The organism is Actinoplanes sp. GCM10030250, from assembly GCF_042666575.1.
In the GTDB taxonomy this organism is placed as follows: domain Bacteria; phylum Actinomycetota; class Actinomycetes; order Mycobacteriales; family Micromonosporaceae; genus Actinoplanes.
In genome coordinates, this window is record NZ_JBHTDO010000013.1 from 66087 (window position 1) to 84900 (window position 18814).

Genomic DNA, 18814 nt, shown 5'->3' on the forward strand with positions numbered 1-18814 from the left:
ACCGAAGTCTAGGTGTGGCGCCGCGGGGGTACGAACTCAATCATGCTTGCCGGAGATCTTTACGCCTTTCAGGACCTTCTCACCGAGGAGGAGGCCGCGACCGTGCGCCGCGTGCGCGAATTCCTGAGCGCCGAGGTGACGCCGATCGCCAACGACTACTGGGCCCGGGCCGAGTTCCCGACCCACCTGATCAAGCAGTTCGCCGGCCTCGGCCTCGCGGGTCACGAACGGTCGTCGCTGCTCAACGGATGGCTCGCCCTGGAGATGGGTCACGCGGACGCGTCGATGGCGACGTTCTACGGCGTGCACGCCGGGCTCGCCATGGGCAGCATCGCCACCTGCGGCTCGCCGGAGCAGCAGGAGCGCTGGCTGCCGGCGATGACCGCGTTCGACCAGGTCGGTGCGTTCGCGCTCACCGAGCCGACCGGCGGATCGGATGTGGCGGCCGGCCTGCGGACGACGGCACGGCGCGACGGCGACACCTGGGTGCTCAACGGCAGCAAGCGCTGGATCGGCAACGCCACGTTCGCCGACCTGATCGTGGTGTGGGCCCGCGACGTCGAGGACGACCAGGTCAAGGGCTTCGTGGTGCCGGGCGACGCACCCGGCTTCACCGCCACCAAGATCGAAAACAAGATCGCCCTGCGGATCGTGCAGAACGCCGACATCGAACTGGCCGACGTCCGGATCCCCGAAACCGACCGTCTCCAGCATGCGAACTCGTTCAAGGACACCGCCAAGGTCCTGCGCGAGACCCGCGCCGGGGTCGCCTGGCAGGCCGTCGGCGTCATGCTCGCGGCCTACGAGATCGCCCTGGCATATGCCGGTGAGCGCGAGCAGTTCGGCCGCCCGATCGCCAAGTTCCAGCTGGTCCAGGACCTGCTCGTGCGCATGGTCGGCAACGTGACCGCCTCGCTGGGCATGTGCGTCCGGCTCGCCCAGCTCCAGGACACCGGCGTCTACAAGGACGAGCACTCCGCCCTGGCCAAGGCCTACTGCACCACCCGCATGCGCGAGGTCGTCGGCTGGGCCCGCGAACTACTGGCCGGCAACGGCATCGTCCTGGAATACAACATCGGCCGCTTCGTGGCCGACGCCGAGGCCCTCTACTCCTACGAAGGCACCCGCGAAATCAACTCCCTGATTGTGGGCCGCGCGATCACCGGCCACGGCGCCTTCGTCTGACCGCCTCCAGCCACCCAGCCTCGCGCGGTGCCGTCTCGCGCGGTGCCGACTCGCGGTGCCGTCTCCCGCCGTGCCACCGCGCCGCGCCGTCCGCGCCGTCCCGCGCCGTCCGCGCCGTCCCGCGCCGTCTGCGCCGTCCCGCGCTGCGCTGCTGTGCCGCCGTGCCGCCGTGCCGACGCGCTGCCTCAGCCGCGCCAGCCGCGGCCTTCGCGCAGCCGCCTTCGGTTGCCCGGCGGTCGTGTGACCCACCGGCCCCGTGGTGAGCGGGGCCGGCCTGTGGGTCAGACGTAATCCCTGACGGTCTGCTGCTGGGTCGCCGTGAACGACAGCCCGCACGTGGTGGGCGCGGTGGCGGTGGCGCCGGCCGGGCTGGTCCACTCGATGACGAACCTTCCGGCGCGGGTAGCCGGCTTCAGGCTGAACGTGGCCGGTCCGGTCCCGCTCGGGAAGACTCGCCACCCGGGGTCGCCCGGCTTGACCACAACTGCCGGGGCGGTGGGCTTGGCCGCGGCCGTCGCGCTGTTCGTGGCGGTCGCGGCTGCGGCTACGGTCGCGGGGCCAGAGGGCGCGGACGCGGGGGCGGTAGGCGCGATGGTGGCTACCGGGACCGTGGGCGCCGGTGTGGTTGCCGGGACCGTGGGCGCGGGTGTGGTTGCCGGGACCGTGGGCGCGGGTGTTGGCACCGGGCCGGCGGGCGCAGTTGCGGGCGCCGGGAGCGTGGGTTTGGCCGGTGCGGGTGCCGGGTCGGTGTAGAAGCCGACGCGGCCGCCGGATTTCGGCTGCTTGCAGTCGCGGTCGAAGCGGACCTGGACCGGGCCGGGGCTGAGCTCCACCTTGCGTTCGGCGTTACGGCAGGTGAGCCGGCAGTCCAGGTCGGTGGCCAGCCACTTGTACACCATGCGGCTCGAGGTCCGGGTCTTGTAGACGTTGAGCTCGTCCTCGGCGTCGGCCGTGTCGCGTACCTTGCCGTTGATCTTCTGGTCGCTGCGGAACTCGGCGATGTACGTGCCCGAACCGTTGGCGGTCGTGGCGAGGCTGAAGCGGCCGGAGCGCGGGGTTCGGGCCGATCCGATTCGGGCCCTGTCCTCCGTACCCTTCTTCTTGAAGTAGATGTCCACCCGGCCGGTGCCCCAGCCGGTGTAATACGTGACCTTGCCGGTCATGTTGATCTTCGTTCCGGCCTTGACCTCGTCGGTTTTCGGCCCGGCCATGAAGTCCAGCGTCGGCGGAATCAGCGGGGGCGGTGCGGCGTGGGCCGGTGCGGTGCCGCCCAGCCCGGCGATCATCGCCACCCCGGCCGAGAGAAGGGCTTTTGTGCCCACCATGTCGTGGTTCCTATCCAGCATTTTCGAGGATATTTACGCACGAAAACTACCAGGACGGACATGGGTCCACGAGGTTTACCGGTGGTTGGCGGCGCGTCAGTCGCCGGCCAGGCGCACCCCGCCACCGGCGCGCTTGGCCTGGTACATCGAGGCGTCGGCGTCGCGCATCAGGGCGCCGAACTCGGTGGCGTGGTCCGGGAAGAGAGCCACGCCGATGCTCGCACCGATCTTGACTTCCTGACCCTCGATGTCGAACGGCTCACGCAGCCGCTCGCAGATCCGCTCGCCGGCCGCGAGCGCGTTCTGACCGTCCGGGTCGCCGGTGAGCAGCACCGAGAACTCGTCGCCGCCGAGCCGGGCCACCAGGTCGGGGCGGCGGATCGAGGACTGCAGCCGCTTGGCCACCAGTTGCAGTAGCACGTCGCCGGCGTGGTGGCCGACGGTGTCGTTGACCTGCTTGAACCCGTTCAGGTCGAGCAGCAGCAGGGCCACCCGGGTGCCGGTGGCGGCGGCGATCTGGACCGCCTCCTCGGCGCGGTCGAGCAGGTGCTTGCGGTTCGGCAGTCCGGTCAAGGAGTCGTGGAACGCCTGGTGGGTCAGCTCGTCGACGTGCACCTGGGCGGCCTCTCGCATCCGGGCGCTGTCCATGATCAGGGCACCCTCGACGGCGAGTTGCTGTGCCAGGATCCGGTCCCGGGCACTCCACTCGCGGGTGCCGCTGGAGTCGCCGCACATCACCATGCCGACCGGTCCCTGCCCGGACATCAGCGGCATGGCGATGAAGGACCGTACGCCGATCGTCTGCACGAACCCGCCGGTGCGGATCTTGGTCGTCGCGACGTCGCTGATCATCACCGGCTCGCCGGACTCGCCGAAGGCACGCCACACCGGCGAGTCCGCGGCGGACTTGCCGAGCAGGTTGTCGGCCAGGGCCCGCCTGGTCTCCGCCGGGAAGCCGACACCGTGCACGTACCGGATGTGGCCTTCATCGTCGATCAGGTGCAGCGCGGCGTGCTCGGTACGGAACGCGGCCGCGAAGGACTTGGCCAGCAACTCCGCGGCGGTCTCCACGTCGCCCGCCGTCATGCCCTGCTCGAACAGCTCCCGGATGGTGGCGCTGCTGTGCGCGACGAACTGCCGCGCCTTCTCCGCAGCGAGCCCCTGCAGCGTGGTGGCGAAATGCAGGGACATCGTCGAGATGGTGTCGTCGCGCAGTTCGGTCAGCGCGGTGCCGGTCAGCAGGAGGACACCCACCGTCTGACCGCCGATGCGGAGCCGGATCGCCATCTGCTCACCGTTGATCACCGGCTTGCCGCCGGCCGGGGCGCGGAACACCTTGCCGGCCACCATCAGGTCGCGCCGGCCCGCCTCACCCAGCTGGGCGGTCGCCGTCATCATGCCGGTCTCCGAGTCCAGCTCGAAGACGGTGGCGGCGGTCAACCCCGCCACGTCCCGCAGATGTGGCCCGCTCAGGTCCAGCACATGCTGCACCGACGGGGTGTCCTTGGTCATGAACGCCACCAGCTCGGCCAGCAGGAGTCCCTGCCGGTCCGGGGTCATGTCCAACTCTCCGGGCCCGTCCACCACGGGTCCGGCTGGGTGCAATCCGCTGCCCACGCTCATAGCCCTAGAGGTCGGCACTCCGGCGCCGAGGTTGAGCCGCCGGCCCTATCCCGGTGGTCGCAATCCGGGTGCGGGGTGGTCGCTCACCGGAGACAGCCGTCGCCGAGCGAGGGCACCGGCCGGCCTGCGCCCACGGCCAGCTGGATCACGGCGGCTGGCTTCCGGTGCTGCCTCGCGGTTGGCCGAGGCAGCACTCACGGCCAGCTGGATCACCGTGGCTGGTGTCTGGTGCTGTCTCGCGGCTGTTGAAGCAGCACTCACGGCCGGCCGGAGCCGGGTCGGTGATCAGCGTTTCCAGGGCTCGGCCGGCAGGCAGTCGCGGTCGGGTGTCACCTCGCGCGAGTAGATGACCTTGCCGGACGGGTCGGTGTAACACTGGGCGGGGGCGGAGAGCGGTTCGAAGAACGGTTCGCGCTCGATCACCTTGCCGGCGGCGTCGTAGGCGATGAGCTGGGCGTCGGGTTGTACGTCGTCGGTGGCGGTGATCAGGCCGAAGGCGCCGTTTGCCAGGCGTGCCTCGGTGCGGTTGCCGGTGCCGTGCTCGAGCACGAGGCGGTCCACCCGGTAGCTGACCCGGCCGGCGGCGAAGGCCCAGCCGCGCTCCAGCCCGGAGGAGGCGACGCTCAGCCGCTGCACCGGTCCGGGCAGCCAGTCGCGCTGGCCGTGCCAGAGGTCGGCGCCGAAACCGCTGCTGCTCGCGCCGAACGGGGCGCGCACCTCGTCGCAGGTGACATAGCCGTCGGGACCGAGGAAGAGTGCCGTCGCCTTGCCGTCGTGCTCCAGGGCGACCGCGAGCTCGCCGGTGTCGATGAGGGCCTGGTGCACCTTGTCGAGGGCCGCCTCCTCCGGGAAACGGGCACCGCAGTCGCGCACCGTGTCGGCGAGAGAGGGGGTGAGTTCGGACGGGCCCATCGCGATGGTGGTGACCGGTGGATCCCCGGGGCCTAGCTGGGTCGCTGACGTCACGCCGGCGGCTGCCAGCACCACCGCGGCGGCCAGGGCGAACCGCACCCGGCCCGGCCGCTGGGCGAGGGCGGTGAACGCGGAACCCACGTGGCCCGGCCGCTGGGAGAGGGCGGTGAACGCGGAACCCACGTGGCCCGGCCGCTGGGCGAGGGCGGTGAGGGCGGAGCGCACCCGGCCGGGGCGGTGGGAGCGCTCGTGGGCGGCGATGCCGGCGAGGAGGTCGGCGCGGATCCGGGCGGCGCGGGCTGGGGGCAGGTCACGCTCGGCGGGCGGGTCGAGGTCGGTGATCATGACTCCTCCGAGGGCTGGCGGTCCGAGGGCTGCTTGTTTGAGGGCTGGTGGTCCGAGGGCTGGCGGTCCGCAGGCTGGTGGGCGGTGAGCAGGCGGGCGAGGCGGGCGCGGGCGCGGCTGACGCGGCTGCGGACGGCGGTTTCGGTGATGCCGAGGGCGGTGGCGGCCTGGGGATAGGAGAGGCCGGACCAGAGGCAGAGCGCGACGGCCTCGCGCTCGGCCGGGGGCAGTTTGCCGACGGCGGCGAGGACGTCGCGCATCCGGCGCTCGTCGTCGAGGCGGCCGGCCACGTCGTCGGCCGGGTCGGCGACCGTGTCGTCGAGGTGGGCCCGGAACAGGCGGTTGCGCCAGCGGGTGAGGGTGCGCTGCTCGGTGCGGGCGAGGTGGCCGGCGGTGACGAGGAGCCAGGGCAGGGGGGAGCCGTCGACGAGCCGGACCTCGGTGCGCCGGCGCCAGGCGGTCAGGAAGGTGGCCTGAGTGACGTCCTCGGCGACCGACCAGGAACCGGTCAGCCGGAAAGCGTGGTTGTAGACCGCTTTCGCGAAGCGGTCGAACACGGCGCCGAAGTCGTCCTGGTCGCCGGTCTGCCAGAGGGCGTCGTGCTGGATGGTCACATCTACCTATCGCCGCCCGGGGCTCCCGTGTTGCACGTCCTGTCGCCGCCCGGGGCTCCCGTGTTGCACGTCCTGTCGCGGCCCGGGGTCCCCGCGCTGCACGTCCGGGGCAGCGTGAACTCTCGGTTGCTCCGGTGTTTCCGGATCATTGCGCTGGGAGCGCTCCCATGCAATGCTGTCCACATCGGCCAACGATCCCCACCGATGTTTGGCCGGTCGTTCCCTCGGCGCGCTCCCGCGCCACCCCCGTCTCGAGGAGTCCTCATGAGACCCATCCCCACCCGTGCCCGGGCGCTCACGGCAGCGGCCGCCGTGAGCATCATGGCCGGCGCTGGTGCTGTCGCCGTGGCGAGCAGCGCGAGCGCTGCCGCCGGCTGTAGCGTCAATTACTCGGTCAACCAGTGGAGCAACGGCTTCACCGGCAACGTGACGGTCACCAACCTGGGCGACGCGATCAGCGGCGGCTGGCGTCTGACCTGGTCCTACGCGGGCAACCAGACCATCACGCAGGGCTGGAGCGCCACGATCACCCAGTCCGGTCAGAACGTGACCGCGGCGAACCCGTCCTGGGCGGCCTCGCTGGCCACCAACGGTACGGCGAACTTCGGGTTCAACGCGAACTACTCGGGCACCAACACCGCGCCGACGAGCTTCTCGCTCAACGGCACGGTCTGCAACGGTGGCGTCCCGACCAGTCCGTCGAGCTCGCCGTCCGGCTCTCCCTCCGGTTCGCCGTCGGGTTCGCCGTCCGCGTCACCGTCCACCTCCACCCAGCCGGGCACCAAGGTCGACAACCCGTACGCCGGGGTGCGCGGCTACGTGAACCCGGAGTGGAAGGCGAAGGCGGAGTCGGTCTCCGGTGGCAACCGGGTGTCGAACAACCCGACCGCCGTCTGGATCGACCGGATCGCCGCCATCAACGGCAGCACGGACAGCAGCTCCAACGGTGCCATGGGCGTGCGTGCCCACCTGGACGCGGCACTCGCCCAGGGTGTCGGCTACATCCAGTTCGTCATCTACAACCTCCCCGGCCGGGACTGCGCGGCGCTCGCCTCCAACGGTGAGCTCGGCGTCAACGACCTGCCGAAGTACAAGACGGACTACATCGACCCGATCGCGGCGATCCAGAGCGACGCGAAGTACCGCAGCCTCCGGATCATCAACATCGTCGAGATCGACTCGCTGCCGAACCTGGTCACGAACGTGGGCAGCCAGGCCGGTGCCACCGCGACCTGCGACACGATGAAGGCCAACGGCGGCTACGTGCAGGGCATCGGTTACGCCCTGCAGAAGCTCGGCGCGCTCGGCAACACGTACAACTACGTGGACGCCGCGCACCACGGCTGGATCGGCTGGGACTCGAACTTCAACCCGACCGCCGACATCATGCTCGAGGCCGCCCGTGCCTCCGGCAACGTGCGCAACGTGCACGGCTTCATCACCAACACGGCCAACTACTCGGCCCTGCGGGAGACCAACTTCAACATCAACACCTCGGTGGGCGGCACCTCGGTGCGGCAGTCGAAGTGGGTTGACTGGAACTTCTACGTCGACGAGCTCACGTTCGCCCAGGCGTTCCGGAACCGGCTGGTCTCGATCGGTTTCGACTCGGGCATCGGCATGCTGATCGACACCTCCCGCAACGGCTGGGGCGGCTCGGCCCGGCCCACCGGAGCGAGCACCTCGACCAACGTCGACACGTTCGTGAACGAGTCCCGCATCGACCGCCGGATCCACGCCGGTAACTGGTGCAACCAGGCCGGTGCCGGCCTGGGCGAGCGTCCGACCGCCGCTCCGGCGACCGGTATCGACGCCTACGTCTGGGTGAAGCCGCCGGGTGAGTCGGACGGCTCCAGCAAGCTCATCCCGAACAACGAGGGCAAGGGCTTCGACCAGATGTGCGACCCCACCTACTCCGGTAACGCCCGGAACGGGAACAGCATGTCGGGTGCGCTGGACGGTGCGCCGATCTCGGGCGCCTGGTTCGCCGCGCAGTTCTCCCAGCTGATGCAGAACGCCTACCCGGCGCTCTGATGAGCGACTAGCTCCATCCGGCAACCGGCCGGCACCCCGCAACGGGTGCCGGCCGGTTGTGCGCTGTCCCACGATGATTGCAATACGAGTGCATCGTAACGTACCGTTACCGCATGGCGAAGATCTGGGGACTGATCCGATTCGTGGTGGTCTACGAGCTGCGGCTCTGGGCGGCCCTGTTCCGCTGGATCGCCCGGCGGCCGATCCCGGTCGCGCCGGGCACCCTGCGCTTCGAGTACGTGGGCGCCGTCAAGCTGATCCTCGGCGCGTTCATCGGCGTCTCGGCCGTGGAGATCCCGATCCTGCACCTCATGGTGCCGTGGGAGGCCGTCCGGCTGACCCTGCTGGGCATCGGCGTCTACGGCCTGATCTGGATGTTCGGGCTGCTCGCCACGATGCGGGTGTACCCGCACCTGGCCGGCCCGGCCGGGCTGCGCATCCGCAACAGCATCACCCTCGACCTGCCGCTGGACTGGGACGCGATCGCGGCGGTCGACGTGCGCCGCCGCTCGATGCCGCCGGGCGGGCAGACCCAGGTGGAGGACGGCGTGCTCTCGCTCGGCATGGGTAGCCAGACCAGCGTCGACGTACGCCTCGCCGCTCCCCTGGTGGTGCCGGTCCGCAAGACCGGTGGCGAGCCGGTCAGCGTGATCCGCTTCCACGCCGACGACCCGGAGGCGCTGGTCGCCGCGGCCCGCACCCACCTGGCGGCGGCGCGGGCCGGATGACGTCCTACCGGCGGGCGCCGGGCATCGAGTAGAAGCCGGTCGGCAGCGCCTCGGCCTGACGGCGGGCCTTGCTCGCCCGTGCGCGGATCCGCAGCAGCAGGCCCACGCCGAGGAAGACGAAGACGCCGCCGACGATCAGGCCGGGACCGAGCAGTGCGGAGTCCTCGGAGGCCAGAGCCTTCTCGGTGCCGTCCCGGCCGGCCGTCCCGCCGTTGCCCGCGGCCGCCGGCGGTGCGGCGTCCTCCTCCGAATCTCCCGCCTCAGGAGCGGAGGGGGCGGAGGGAGCGGCGGATTCGGAAGGCTCCTTGCCACCGGTCACCTCGGCGGCTGCTCCGCCGGCGGTGAGCAGCCGGTCGCGTACGTCAAATGCCTGGACCTCGAACTGAACCTCGTCGGCGTCCGGGCCGTCGAACTCGATCTGCCAGTTGCCGGTGACCGTACGCCCACGGCACAGCACCCCCGGGTCCACAGCCTCGTCGAGGAACCGGGTCGTGATCCCCTCGGTACGCGTCCCGACGGCGAACTCCCGCTCCTGCTCCACCCGCGTGACCTCGAACTGCTTACGGTCGATGCTGGTGTGCACGAGCAGCGCCCAGCGCACCTTGCGGCACTGCCGGTTCTGTGAGGTGACCACCGCGGTGATCGTCTTCGCGTTTCCGCCGACGGCGAACTCGTCCGGGGCGTCCACGGCTACGCTGAAGCCCGGTTCGTCCGCGACGGCCGGTGACCCCCACACCGGATTCACTACGGCGCCGGTCAGGCCGGTCAGCACCACACCGGTCAGTACGGTGACACGGTGACGCATGGTGATCCCCCATCTCCCAGGCATGAACCTGCATCACATAGTTCGCCGCCAGGCCGGTAATGGTTCACCGGGTGCTCCGCATCACTCCCCGTAACACTTTAAATCTTCCTTAGGGATGCATACGCTCCGGCGTCGTCGCAGGTCAGGAGCCCTGTGCGAAAAGTAGCCGGACGACTACGCAAAAACTTTCGGCGGCGTTCATCCGAACTCGGGCCGCCTGCGTAATCCGGGGAGGACACGGACTGTGGCTTCGCAGGGGAAAGCACAGCCACGGATCGGGTCCGGCAGAGCTTGAGCGCGGGGTGTTCCCCACGGACACCGGCGTCCCACCGCCCACCGGGACGTGACCGCACCAAGGAACGAGGAGTCAATGGCCCGGTCGAAGAACAACCAGCGAGCCGCCGCCACTCGGGTGGCCGTCGATGTCGAGTCCACGGGAACGCGTCAGGCGCCGGCTTCCGCGGTTCTCCTGCTCGTCTTGAGTGTCCTGGCCGCGGTATGGGCCGTCGCGATGATGACCAAACCCGGCCGAGTCGCGTACTACTACTTCTTTCTGTACGCCGAGTACTTCATGGGCGTCATCAGCCTGGTGGCGCTCTCCGTCACGATCATGGTCGGCCTGGTCGCCACCGACCGGCTGGTGCTGAGCATCCGCCAGCGGGTGCTGCTCCAGTCCGCGCACCGCACCACCGGTGTGGTCGCCGTCTCGTCCCTGTTCCTGCACGTCTGGACGAAGTTCGCCGAGGACCACATCGGCCTCATCGACATCTTCGTCCCGTTCCTGTACCCGGGACTCAACAAGGTCTACGTCGGCCTCGGCACCATCTCCGCCTGGATCATGGTCATGGTGATGTGGACCGGTATCGCCCGTTCCCGGTTCGTCGGCCACGGCAAGCCGTGGATGTGGCGGGGCATTCACGCCATCTCGTACCTGATGTGGCCGATCGCCCTGATGCACGGCCTCTCGGCCGGCCGCCCGGCCGCCACCTGGGTGACCGTCAGCTACGTCGTCTGCGTGCTGGCCGTCCTGGTCGGCCTCGCCGTCCGGCTGTCGGTGAGCCTGAACCGCAAGAAGAACTTCGCCTCGCCCGCCGGCATGGGCGGCCCCAAGACGGCCGAGATCGGCAAGCTGGTGCCCACCAGCGCGGCACCGATCCGCCGCGGTGGACGCCGCGGCGCCGAACCGCCGGTTGACCTGCTCGCCCCGGCCGGCCCGGCCGCGGACACCTGGGTGCCGGCGGCCCCGCCGCCCCGCCCGGTCAGCCCGGCACCGGTCGCCGCGCCCCGGCCGCCCGCCATGGCGCCGGAGGCCGACTACCCGACGGCCGACTACCCGCAGGCCCGTGGCCGCCGCCAGCCCGAGCTGGAGGCACCGGCACCCCGGCCGCGCCGCGCCGCCGACGACGACGACCTCTACGACACCTCCACCCGCGCCATCTCGCGGCGTGACATCGAGGACCGGCGTGAGGTCGAGGACGAGCGTTACCGGTACGACGACGAGCCGGCACCGCGCACCCGGGGAAACCGTTCGCAGGAAATCTACGACGCCGGCCCGCGCCGCGCCCGCCGCTTCGACGACGACGAGCCCGACCCGCGGGAGACCACCGGCACCCGCATGCGCCGCGACGACATCGAGTCCACCGGTACGCGGATGCGCCGTGACGACATCGAGTCGACGGGCACCCGTATGCGCCGTGACGACATCGAGTCCACCGGCACCCGTATGCGCCGGTACGCCGACGACGAGCCGCCCCCGCGGTCGCGCCGCCGTGAGCCCGAGTACGACGACGAGCCCGCCGCCCGCACCGGAGACGTCTACGACGACGTGCCCCGCCAGCGCGGCCGGTACGCCGACGAGGAGCCGCCCCGCCGGTCCGAGGGCCGCCGTGGCAGCCGCAGCCAGTTCGTCGACCTCGCCACCGACGGCTACGACGAGAGCCCGACCCTCGTCGACGCCGCCCCGCGCCGGTCCCGCCGGGCACCCGAGCCGGACTACGAGCCCCGCGGTGGCCGTCGTGCCCGTGGCCGGGCCGACGAGGACGAGGCGTACTTCTCCCAGTTGCGCGGTGAAACGAATTGAGTACGGCACAGGTTCCACCCGTCACCGCGATCGGCACGCCACGGATCACGGCGGGCTTCGACGAGTACGGCCGCCTCGACCTGATCGCACACCAGGAGGTGCACGGCGGGTTCGCCGCGCTCAGCTCGGGTGAGCTGGTCGGTCTCGCCGACCGGATCGAGTTGCGCGGCCGGGGTGGTGCGGGCTTCCCGTTCGCCCGCAAGGTCCGCGCGGTGATCGACTCCTGCCGGCGGCAGGAACTGCCCCCGGTGATCGTGGTCAACGGCACCGAGGGCGAGCCGCCGTCGTGGAAGGACAAGGCGGTCCTGACCCGGGCACCGCACCTGATCCTGGACGGCGCGGCCCTGGCCGCCGCCGCCCTGGACGCCGAGGAGATCGTCATCGGCATCGCCGACGACGGTGTCGGCCAGAACTCGATCACGGCCGCCCTCGCCGAGCGCAAGATGCCGTGCCCGACCCGGATCGTGACGGTCCCGCACCGGTTCATCTCCGGTGAGGGCGGTGCCCTGGTCCGCGGGATCAACGGCGAGGCGCACATCCCGCCCGGCCGCAAGGTCCGGTCCAGCGACAACGGCGTGATGGGCCTGCCGACGCTGCTGTCCAACGCGGAGACCTTCTCCCAGCTGGCGATCGCGGCCCGGCTCGGCCCGTGGGAGTACAACGCGGTCGGCATCCCGGAAGAGCCGGGCACGGTGATGCTGACCGTCGGCGGCTCGGCGACCGCGCCGGCCGTGGTGGAGGCACCGAGTGGTACCCCGCTCATGGACGTCCTCGAGATGTGCGGTGCCGACCTCGGCCCCGGCCTGCTGGTCGGCGGTTACCACGGCAAGTGGGTCACCGCCGAGGCCGCGAAGACCATCACCATCTCCCGCAAGGGCTTCGCCAAGGTCGGCGGCACGCTGGGCGCCGGAATACTGATTCCGATCGGCGCCAAGACCTGCCCGCTGGGCGAGGTCGCCCAGGTTGTGCAGTACCTCGCCGGCGAGTCGGCCGGCCAGTGCGGCCCGTGCCGGATGGGCCTGCCCGACCTGGCCCGGGCGGTCACCCTGGTCTCGCTCGGCGGCAGCGCGCTGGAGAACGTGCGGCAGGCGGCCGGCATGGTCAAGGGCCGTGGCGCGTGCAGCCACCCGGACGGCACCTCACGGTTCGCGCTCTCCGCGCTGGAGGTGTTCCACAAGGACGTCGAGGCGCACGCCAACGGCGAGGGCTGCGGCAAGCCGGTACGCGGCATCCTGCCGCTGCCGTACACGGCCGAGAAGGGTGCCCGCAGGCTGGCCCTGGACTGGTCGCGGTGCGACGGTCACGGGCTCTGCTCGGCGGTCGCGCCCGAGATCATCCGCCTGGACCAGAACGGCTTCCCGGCGTTCCCCCAGACGCCGCTGCCGCCGTGGCTGGAGAACGGCGCCCGCAAGGCCGTGAACGTGTGCCCCGCCCTGGCCCTGCGACTGACCGAACCCACGACGACGAAATGAGCCGAGGATGATCAGCGGTCGCCGGCGGCACGCTTTCCGCGTACCCCTGCTGTTGGGTGTGTTGCTTGCTGCCGCGCTCGCGGCGACCGGCTGCACCACGCTGCATCAACCCTCGGCCGCCGGGCCGGTCGCGGCCACCGAGAAGGCCGCCGGCACGCCGGTGGCGCTGACCTTCACCGGAAAGACCCTGGATGGTGCCGCGTTCGACGCGGCCTCGCTCGCCGGCAAGCCGGCCCTGCTCTGGTTCTGGGCACCCTGGTGCGCCACCTGCGCGAGCGAGGCGCAGTCGGTCGCTGACCTGTACGACGAGTACAGCGACCGGCTCGGGATCCTCGGCATCGGGGGTCTGGGCACGACCGAGGCCATGCACGAGTTCGTCCGCGACCTCGAGGTGGAGAAGGTGCCGCACCTCGACGACGCCGCCGGCAAGATCTGGCAGCGGTTCGGTATCGCGCAGCAGAGCTGGTACGTCATGATCGATCCGGCCGGCAGCATCGTCTACCGGGGATACCTCGACGACCTGCAGCTCACCGAGAAGGTGCGGACGCTCACCGCCTGATCGGGCGGTGAGCGTCGACCCTCAGTAGGTCGTGGGCGGGGTGACCGGGGACCACTCCGGCTTCTCGGCCGGCATCAGGACCCACAGCAGCGGGTAGATCAGGATCTGGCTGCCGGGGACCACGAAGAGGATGAGTACGAAGAGCAACCGGGCGATCCACGGGTCGATGCCGAATCGGCGCCCGAGGCCCGCGCACACACCGGCGACCATCCGGCCGTCCTGCGGGCGGACCAGGCCCTGACGGGCCATCGAGTCGTGCACGGCGTTCATGGTGGGTCTCGCTTTCGCTGGGTGTCGATCCCTCGCGGTGAGGAACCGGTGACTCAACTGTGACGCCTCGTCACCGCGGGAACCATCCGGCGAGGCCCGGAGCCGACCCCGAGATCGGTCTCCGGGATGACCGGGAGGGCGGCGGCCACCCGTGGGTTAGCATTCGTCACTCCGCGGGTGATCATGGTCAGCCCGTGCGGGGTGCCGGCTTCCGCCACCTGGCCTGGTGTCGGCTTCCGCCACCTGGCCTGGTGTCGGGTTCCGCCACCTGGCCTGGTGTCGGGTTCCGCCACCTGGCCTGTTCGGGCAGAGACAGCGCCCGATACAGTGCCAGCGGCGAGGATGAGGCCGGCCACGGGCGGTCCGGGGGGCACTGAGCATGGTCGACGGCACACTGCCGGGTGAGCGGACGCAGCCACTGCGCCCGCGTGACCCGCGCGCCCTCGGCGACTACGAGCTGATGGGCCGCCTCGGTGAGGGCGGCATGGGTACGGTCTATCTCGCCCGTACCGCGGGCGGTGTCCTGGTCGCGGTCAAGATGGTCCGCGCCGACCTCGCCCACGACGACGAGTTCCGCCGCCGCTTCCGCAGCGAGGTGAACCGGGCCCGCCAGGTGCCGCCGTTCTGCACCGCCGAGGTGCTCGACGCCGACCCCGACCACGACCACCCCTATCTCGTTGTGGAGTTCGTCGACGGGCCCACCCTGGCCGAGGTGGTCGAGCAGCGCGGCCCGCTGACCAAGTCGAACCTGCACGGCGTGGCGATCGGGGTGGCCACCGCGTTGACCGCGATCCACGGCGCCGGCGTGATCCACCGTGACCTCAAACCGCGCAACGTGCTGCTGGCACCCGGCAGCCCCAAGGTGATCGACTTCGGGATCGCCCGGGCCATGGAGGCGACGAGCGCGAACACGCGTACCGATCAGATGGTCGGCACGGTGGCGTACATGGCGCCGGAACGGTTCAGCTCCGACCCGGACACACCGGTGACACCCGCCGCCGACGTGTTCGCCTGGGGGAGCGTGGTGGCGTATGCGGGAACCGGCACCACACCGTTCAACGCCGACTCGCCGCCGGCCACCGCGGCGCGCATCCTCACCCAGCCGCCCCGCCTGGACGGGCTGAGCGGCCCGCTGCGCGAGCTGGTCGGGCACGCGCTGGAGAAGGAGCCCGGCAACCGGCCCAGCGCGCGGGAGCTCCTCGACCTGCTGATCTCCGGAGACCGCCCGGCCGCCGCGGCGGCGGCGCTCGCCGACCAGCCCGCACTGCGTGCGGCGGCAGTCGAGGCGCAGGCCGTGACGGGCTTCGCGGAGGCACCCGCGGACGGTACGACGAGCGTCGCACCGACCCTGGACATCCCGGCGGGGCTGATCGGCTACGACGAGAACTCGATCATCACGGTGCCGATCTCCGCGGCACCGGGAGACGAGCTGACCACGGCACCGGCGCCGGAGGGTGCCCGCCGCTGGGTGCTGCCCGGCGCGGTGGCGTTCCTGATCGTTGCGGTGGTGGCCGGTGCCGTCATGCTGGCCCTCTCGCTGCGGCCGCCCCGGGGTGGCGAGATCACGCCCGGCGGCGCATCCACCTCGGAGGGCACGGCGGCACCCGCCGACCAGCCCCGGATGGCCGACTCGCTGCGCGCGGAACGCTTCTGGCACCCCTCGCAACTGGCCAGCCAGGGCGCCAGCTGCTTCTTCGAGGACGCGCTCGTGGCGCGCCGGGACAACGAGGGCCCGTTCAAGTGCAAGGGCCTGCAGGACCAGCTGCCGGACGACCTGCGGGCCGAGGTGAGCGTCAAGCTGCTCACCCCGAACAGCTGCGCGGCGATCTGGCTGCGCAACGACAGCAACATCGGCGGCTATCAGGTACGGGTCTGCGAGCGCAACATCTACGTCGGCGTCCACTACGCCAGCGGCAAGGTGACAGTGCTCCAGACGATGCCGCTGGACACCCCGATCGCGGTGGGTGCCGCTCCGGCCCGGATCGCCCTGCGGATGGAGGGCGACACGGTGCGGGTGTCGCGGGACGGCGCCGTGCTCGGCACGGCGTCGCTGACCGAGGAGGAGATCCGGTCCGGTCGCCTGCTGCTCGGTGTCTTCTGCGAGCGGGACGCTCCCAAGCAGGGGCCGTACTCGGTGGCCTTCACCGACATCGCGATCTGGAATCTGTAGACGACAACGGCCCGGGGCGATCGCACCCCGGGCCGCTCTCGTTCGCCTGCTCAGTCGCGGGTCAGGCCCGCCCGGCGCAGGGCGTCCGCCATCGCGCTGTTGGCGATGCCACCGCTTTGACCGCCCCGCTGGCCGCCGCCCTGACCGCCCCGCTGGCCGCCGCCGCGCTGACCACCACGGTCGCTGCCGCGCTGGCCGCCGCCCTGCTGCCGTGGCTGGCCCTGACCGCCCTGGCGCTGCTGACCGCCGCCCTGACCGGCAGCCTGGCCGCCGCGGTCGTCCCGGTTGCGGCCGCCGCCCTTCGGCTCGTCGGACAGGCGCATGGTCAGCGAGATCCGCTTGCGGGCCTCGTCGACCTCGAGGACCCGCACCTTCACCACGTCACCGGACTTGACGACCTCGCGCGGGTCCTGCACGAACTTCTCGGACAGCGCCGAGACGTGCACGAGACCGTCCTGGTGCACGCCGACGTCGACGAACGCGCCGAACGCCGCCACGTTCGTCACCACACCCTCGAGGATCATGCCCGGCTTCAGGTGGGCGATCTTCTCGACACCCTCGGCGAAGGTCGCCGTGGTGAACGCCGGGCGCGGGTCGCGGCCCGGCTTCTCCAGCTCCTTGAGGATGTCCGTGATGGTCGGCAGGCCGACCGTGTCGGTGACGAACCGGTCCGGCCGGATGCCGCGCAGCAGCGGGCTGTTGCCGATCAGCGTCTTGATGTCGGCGCCGGCCTCGGCGGCGATCGTGCGGACCACCGGGTACGACTCGGGGTGCACGCTGGAGAAATCGAGCGGGTCCTCGCCGTCGCGGATCCGCAGGAAGCCGGCGCACTGCTCGAACGCCTTCGGGCCCAGCCGGGCCACCTTCCTGATCTCCTGGCGGCTGCGGAACGGGCCGTTCTGGTCGCGGTGCAGCACGATGTTCTCGGCCAGCCCGGCGCTGATCCCGGAGACCCGCGTGAGCAGCGGGGCCGACGCGGTGTTCACGTCGACCCCGACGCCGTTCACACAGTCCTCGACGACGGCGTCCAGCGAGCGGGCCAGCTTCACCTCGGAGATGTCGTGCTGGTACTGGCCGACGCCGATCGAGCGCGGGTCGATCTTCACCAGCTCGGCGAGGGGGTCCTGCAGGCGGCGGGCGATGGAGACCGCGCCGCGCAGCGAGACGTCCATGCCGGGCAGTTCCTGCGAGGCGTACGCGGAGGCGGAGTAGACCGACGCGCCGGCCTCGGAGACCATCACCTTGGTCAGGTTCGCCTCGGGGTGCCGCTTGATCAGCTCGGTGGCGAGCCGGTCGGTCTCCCGGGACGCGGTGCCGTTGCCGATCGCGATCAGGTCCACCTTGTGCATCGAGGCGAGCGCGGCGAGCCGGTGGATCGACTCGTCCCACTTGTTCTGCGGCACGTGCGGGTAGATCGTGTCGGTCGCCACGGCCTTGCCGGTCGAGTCGACCACCGCGACCTTCACACCGGTGCGGAAACCCGGGTCGAGGCCCATCGTCGTCCGCGTACCGGCGGGTGCGGCCAGGAGCAGGTCGCGCAGGTTGGCGGCGAAGACGCGGACCGCCTCGTCCTCGGCCGCCTCGCGCAGCCGGACCCGCAGGTCGGCGCCGAGGTGGATGAGGATCCGGGTACGCCAGGCCCAGCGCACCGTGTCGATCAGCCACTTGTCGCCCGGCCGGCCCTGGTTGCTGATCCGGTTGCGACCGGCGATGCGCCCCTCGAAGTACCCCTCGTCCTCCTCGGGGTGCGGCTCCATGGTGAGCTCGAGGACGTCCTCCTTCTCGCCGCGCAGCATGGCCAGGATGCGGTGCGAGGGCAGCTTCGCGTACGGCTCGGCGAAGTCGAAGTAGTCGGCGAACTTGGCACCGTCGGTCTGCTTGCCGTCGCGGACCTTGGCGACCAGCCGGCCGCGGGTCCACATCTGCTCACGCAGCTCGCCGATCAGGTCGGCGTCCTCGGCGAACCGCTCGATCAGGATGGCGCGCGCGCCGTCCAGGGCGGCCGGTGCGTCGGCGACCCCCTTCTCGGCGTCCACGAAGCCCTCAGCGGCCGCGCGGGGGTCCAGGGAGGGGTCGCCCAGGAGTTGGTCGGCGAGTGGCTCCAGGCCGGCCTCACGGGCGATCTGCGCCTTGGTCCGCCGTTTCGGCTTGAACGGCAGGTAGATGTCCTCCAGCCGGGCCTTCGTGTCGGCCTCGAGGATCTGTTGTTCGAGCGCCTCGTCCAGCTTGCCCTGGGACCGGATCGACTCCAGCACCGCGGCGCGCCGCTCCTCCAGCTCCCGCAGGTAGCCCAGGCGCTCCTCGAGCGTGCGCAGCTGGGCGTCGTCGAGCGTGCCGGTCACCTCCTTGCGGTAGCGGGCGATGAACGGCACGGTGGCCCCGCCGTCGAGAAGCTCGACCGCGGCGGTCACCTGACCGTCCCGAACCCCTAGCTCAGAGGCAATGCGTTGATGGATTGCTGTCGTCACGACGTCGATTGTTACCGAGGACTCTGTGCGTTGTCGCGCCGCCCCGCAGAGCCGGTCGCCGAGTCTTCACCCGGCGGGCGGTGCCGGCACCGACTCCGGCTCACCACTGCCACGATGTGATAAGCGCCCTGGTGTCCCTGATGTCACGCCTGGCCGGTTCGTCCTGGTCCAGCGCGGGCCGGGGTCGCTCGCGGGCACCGGATGGCCCCTGACCAGGGCGATCA

Annotated in this window: 14 protein-coding genes; 7 read left to right on the plus strand and 7 right to left on the minus strand. The window is 71.1% G+C overall.

The features are described from left to right. Positions 1–42 precede the first annotated feature (42 nt). A complete protein-coding gene (locus ACFQV6_RS18570) occupies positions 43–1185 on the plus strand; it encodes an acyl-CoA dehydrogenase family protein (RefSeq protein ID WP_378028749.1) in 1143 nt (380 codons plus the stop codon). Between the two features lie 281 nt (positions 1186–1466). Here ACFQV6_RS18570 and ACFQV6_RS18575 read toward each other — a convergent pair whose 3' ends face one another. The 4 genes from ACFQV6_RS18575 to ACFQV6_RS18590 form a co-directional block, all read right to left on the minus strand. Continuing rightward, complete coding sequence (locus tag ACFQV6_RS18575) at positions 1467–2510, minus strand: hypothetical protein (RefSeq protein ID WP_378028750.1); 1044 nt, start codon at positions 2508–2510, stop codon at positions 1467–1469. 96 nt (positions 2511–2606) lie between these two features. After that, positions 2607–4070: a diguanylate cyclase domain-containing protein gene (locus ACFQV6_RS18580; protein ID WP_378028751.1), complete on the minus strand. Its 1464-nt coding sequence runs from the start codon at positions 4068–4070 to the stop codon at positions 2607–2609. A 348-nt stretch (positions 4071–4418) separates the two neighbouring features. Continuing rightward, entirely contained in the window at positions 4419–5390 is a 972-nt protein-coding gene (locus ACFQV6_RS18585; protein ID WP_378028752.1) for a hypothetical protein, read from the minus strand. Then, positions 5387–6004: an RNA polymerase sigma factor gene (locus tag ACFQV6_RS18590; protein ID WP_378028753.1), complete on the minus strand. Its 618-nt coding sequence runs from the start codon at positions 6002–6004 to the stop codon at positions 5387–5389. Before ACFQV6_RS18590 ends, ACFQV6_RS18585 begins: the two co-directional genes overlap by 4 nt. A 264-nt stretch (positions 6005–6268) precedes the next feature. On the opposite strand from ACFQV6_RS18590, the gene ACFQV6_RS18595 reads away from it, so the two are divergent. After that, positions 6269–8038 (plus strand): glycoside hydrolase family 6 protein, encoded by a 1770-nt coding sequence (locus ACFQV6_RS18595; RefSeq protein WP_378028754.1) that lies wholly within the window; start codon positions 6269–6271, stop codon positions 8036–8038. Between the two features lie 113 nt (positions 8039–8151). After that, entirely contained in the window at positions 8152–8766 is a 615-nt protein-coding gene (locus ACFQV6_RS18600) for a hypothetical protein (RefSeq protein ID WP_378028755.1), read from the plus strand. Between the two features lie 4 nt (positions 8767–8770). Here the strand turns inward: ACFQV6_RS18600 and ACFQV6_RS18605 are convergent, their stop codons facing one another. Continuing rightward, complete coding sequence (locus ACFQV6_RS18605) at positions 8771–9571, minus strand: hypothetical protein (RefSeq protein WP_378028756.1); 801 nt, start codon at positions 9569–9571, stop codon at positions 8771–8773. Positions 9572–9941: 370 nt separating this feature from the next. On the opposite strand from ACFQV6_RS18605, the gene ACFQV6_RS18610 reads away from it, so the two are divergent. Genes ACFQV6_RS18610 through ACFQV6_RS18620 form a run of 3 tightly spaced genes read left to right on the plus strand, consistent with a single transcriptional unit; the run spans position 9942 to position 13682 of the window. Further along, the gene (locus tag ACFQV6_RS18610; protein WP_378028757.1) at positions 9942–11651 is read left to right on the plus strand and encodes a translation initiation factor III; all 1710 of its coding nucleotides are present in this window, start codon (positions 9942–9944) and stop codon (positions 11649–11651) included. After that, positions 11648–13123, plus strand: coding sequence for an NADH-ubiquinone oxidoreductase-F iron-sulfur binding region domain-containing protein (locus tag ACFQV6_RS18615; protein ID WP_378028758.1), 1476 nt, complete (start codon positions 11648–11650; stop codon positions 13121–13123). Before ACFQV6_RS18610 ends, ACFQV6_RS18615 begins: the two co-directional genes overlap by 4 nt. Positions 13124–13130: 7 nt before the next feature. After that, entirely contained in the window at positions 13131–13682 is a 552-nt protein-coding gene (locus ACFQV6_RS18620) for a TlpA family protein disulfide reductase (protein WP_378028759.1), read from the plus strand. Positions 13683–13703: 21 nt separating this feature from the next. On the opposite strand, the gene ACFQV6_RS18625 is transcribed toward ACFQV6_RS18620, so the two are convergent. Then, on the minus strand, positions 13704–13952 hold the full coding sequence (locus ACFQV6_RS18625) for a PspC domain-containing protein (RefSeq protein ID WP_378028760.1): 249 nt from the start codon (positions 13950–13952) through the stop codon (positions 13704–13706). A gap of 379 nt (positions 13953–14331) precedes the next feature. Between ACFQV6_RS18625 and ACFQV6_RS18630 the strand changes: the two genes are divergently transcribed. Then, positions 14332–16122 (plus strand): serine/threonine protein kinase, encoded by a 1791-nt coding sequence (locus tag ACFQV6_RS18630; RefSeq protein ID WP_378028761.1) that lies wholly within the window; start codon positions 14332–14334, stop codon positions 16120–16122. 50 nt (positions 16123–16172) lie between these two features. Here the strand turns inward: ACFQV6_RS18630 and ACFQV6_RS18635 are convergent, their stop codons facing one another. After that, positions 16173–18590 carry a Tex family protein gene (locus tag ACFQV6_RS18635; protein ID WP_378028762.1) on the minus strand — a complete coding sequence of 806 codons (2418 nt, stop codon included), beginning with the start codon at positions 18588–18590 and terminating at the stop codon, positions 16173–16175. Between the last annotated feature and the right edge of the window lie 224 nt (positions 18591–18814).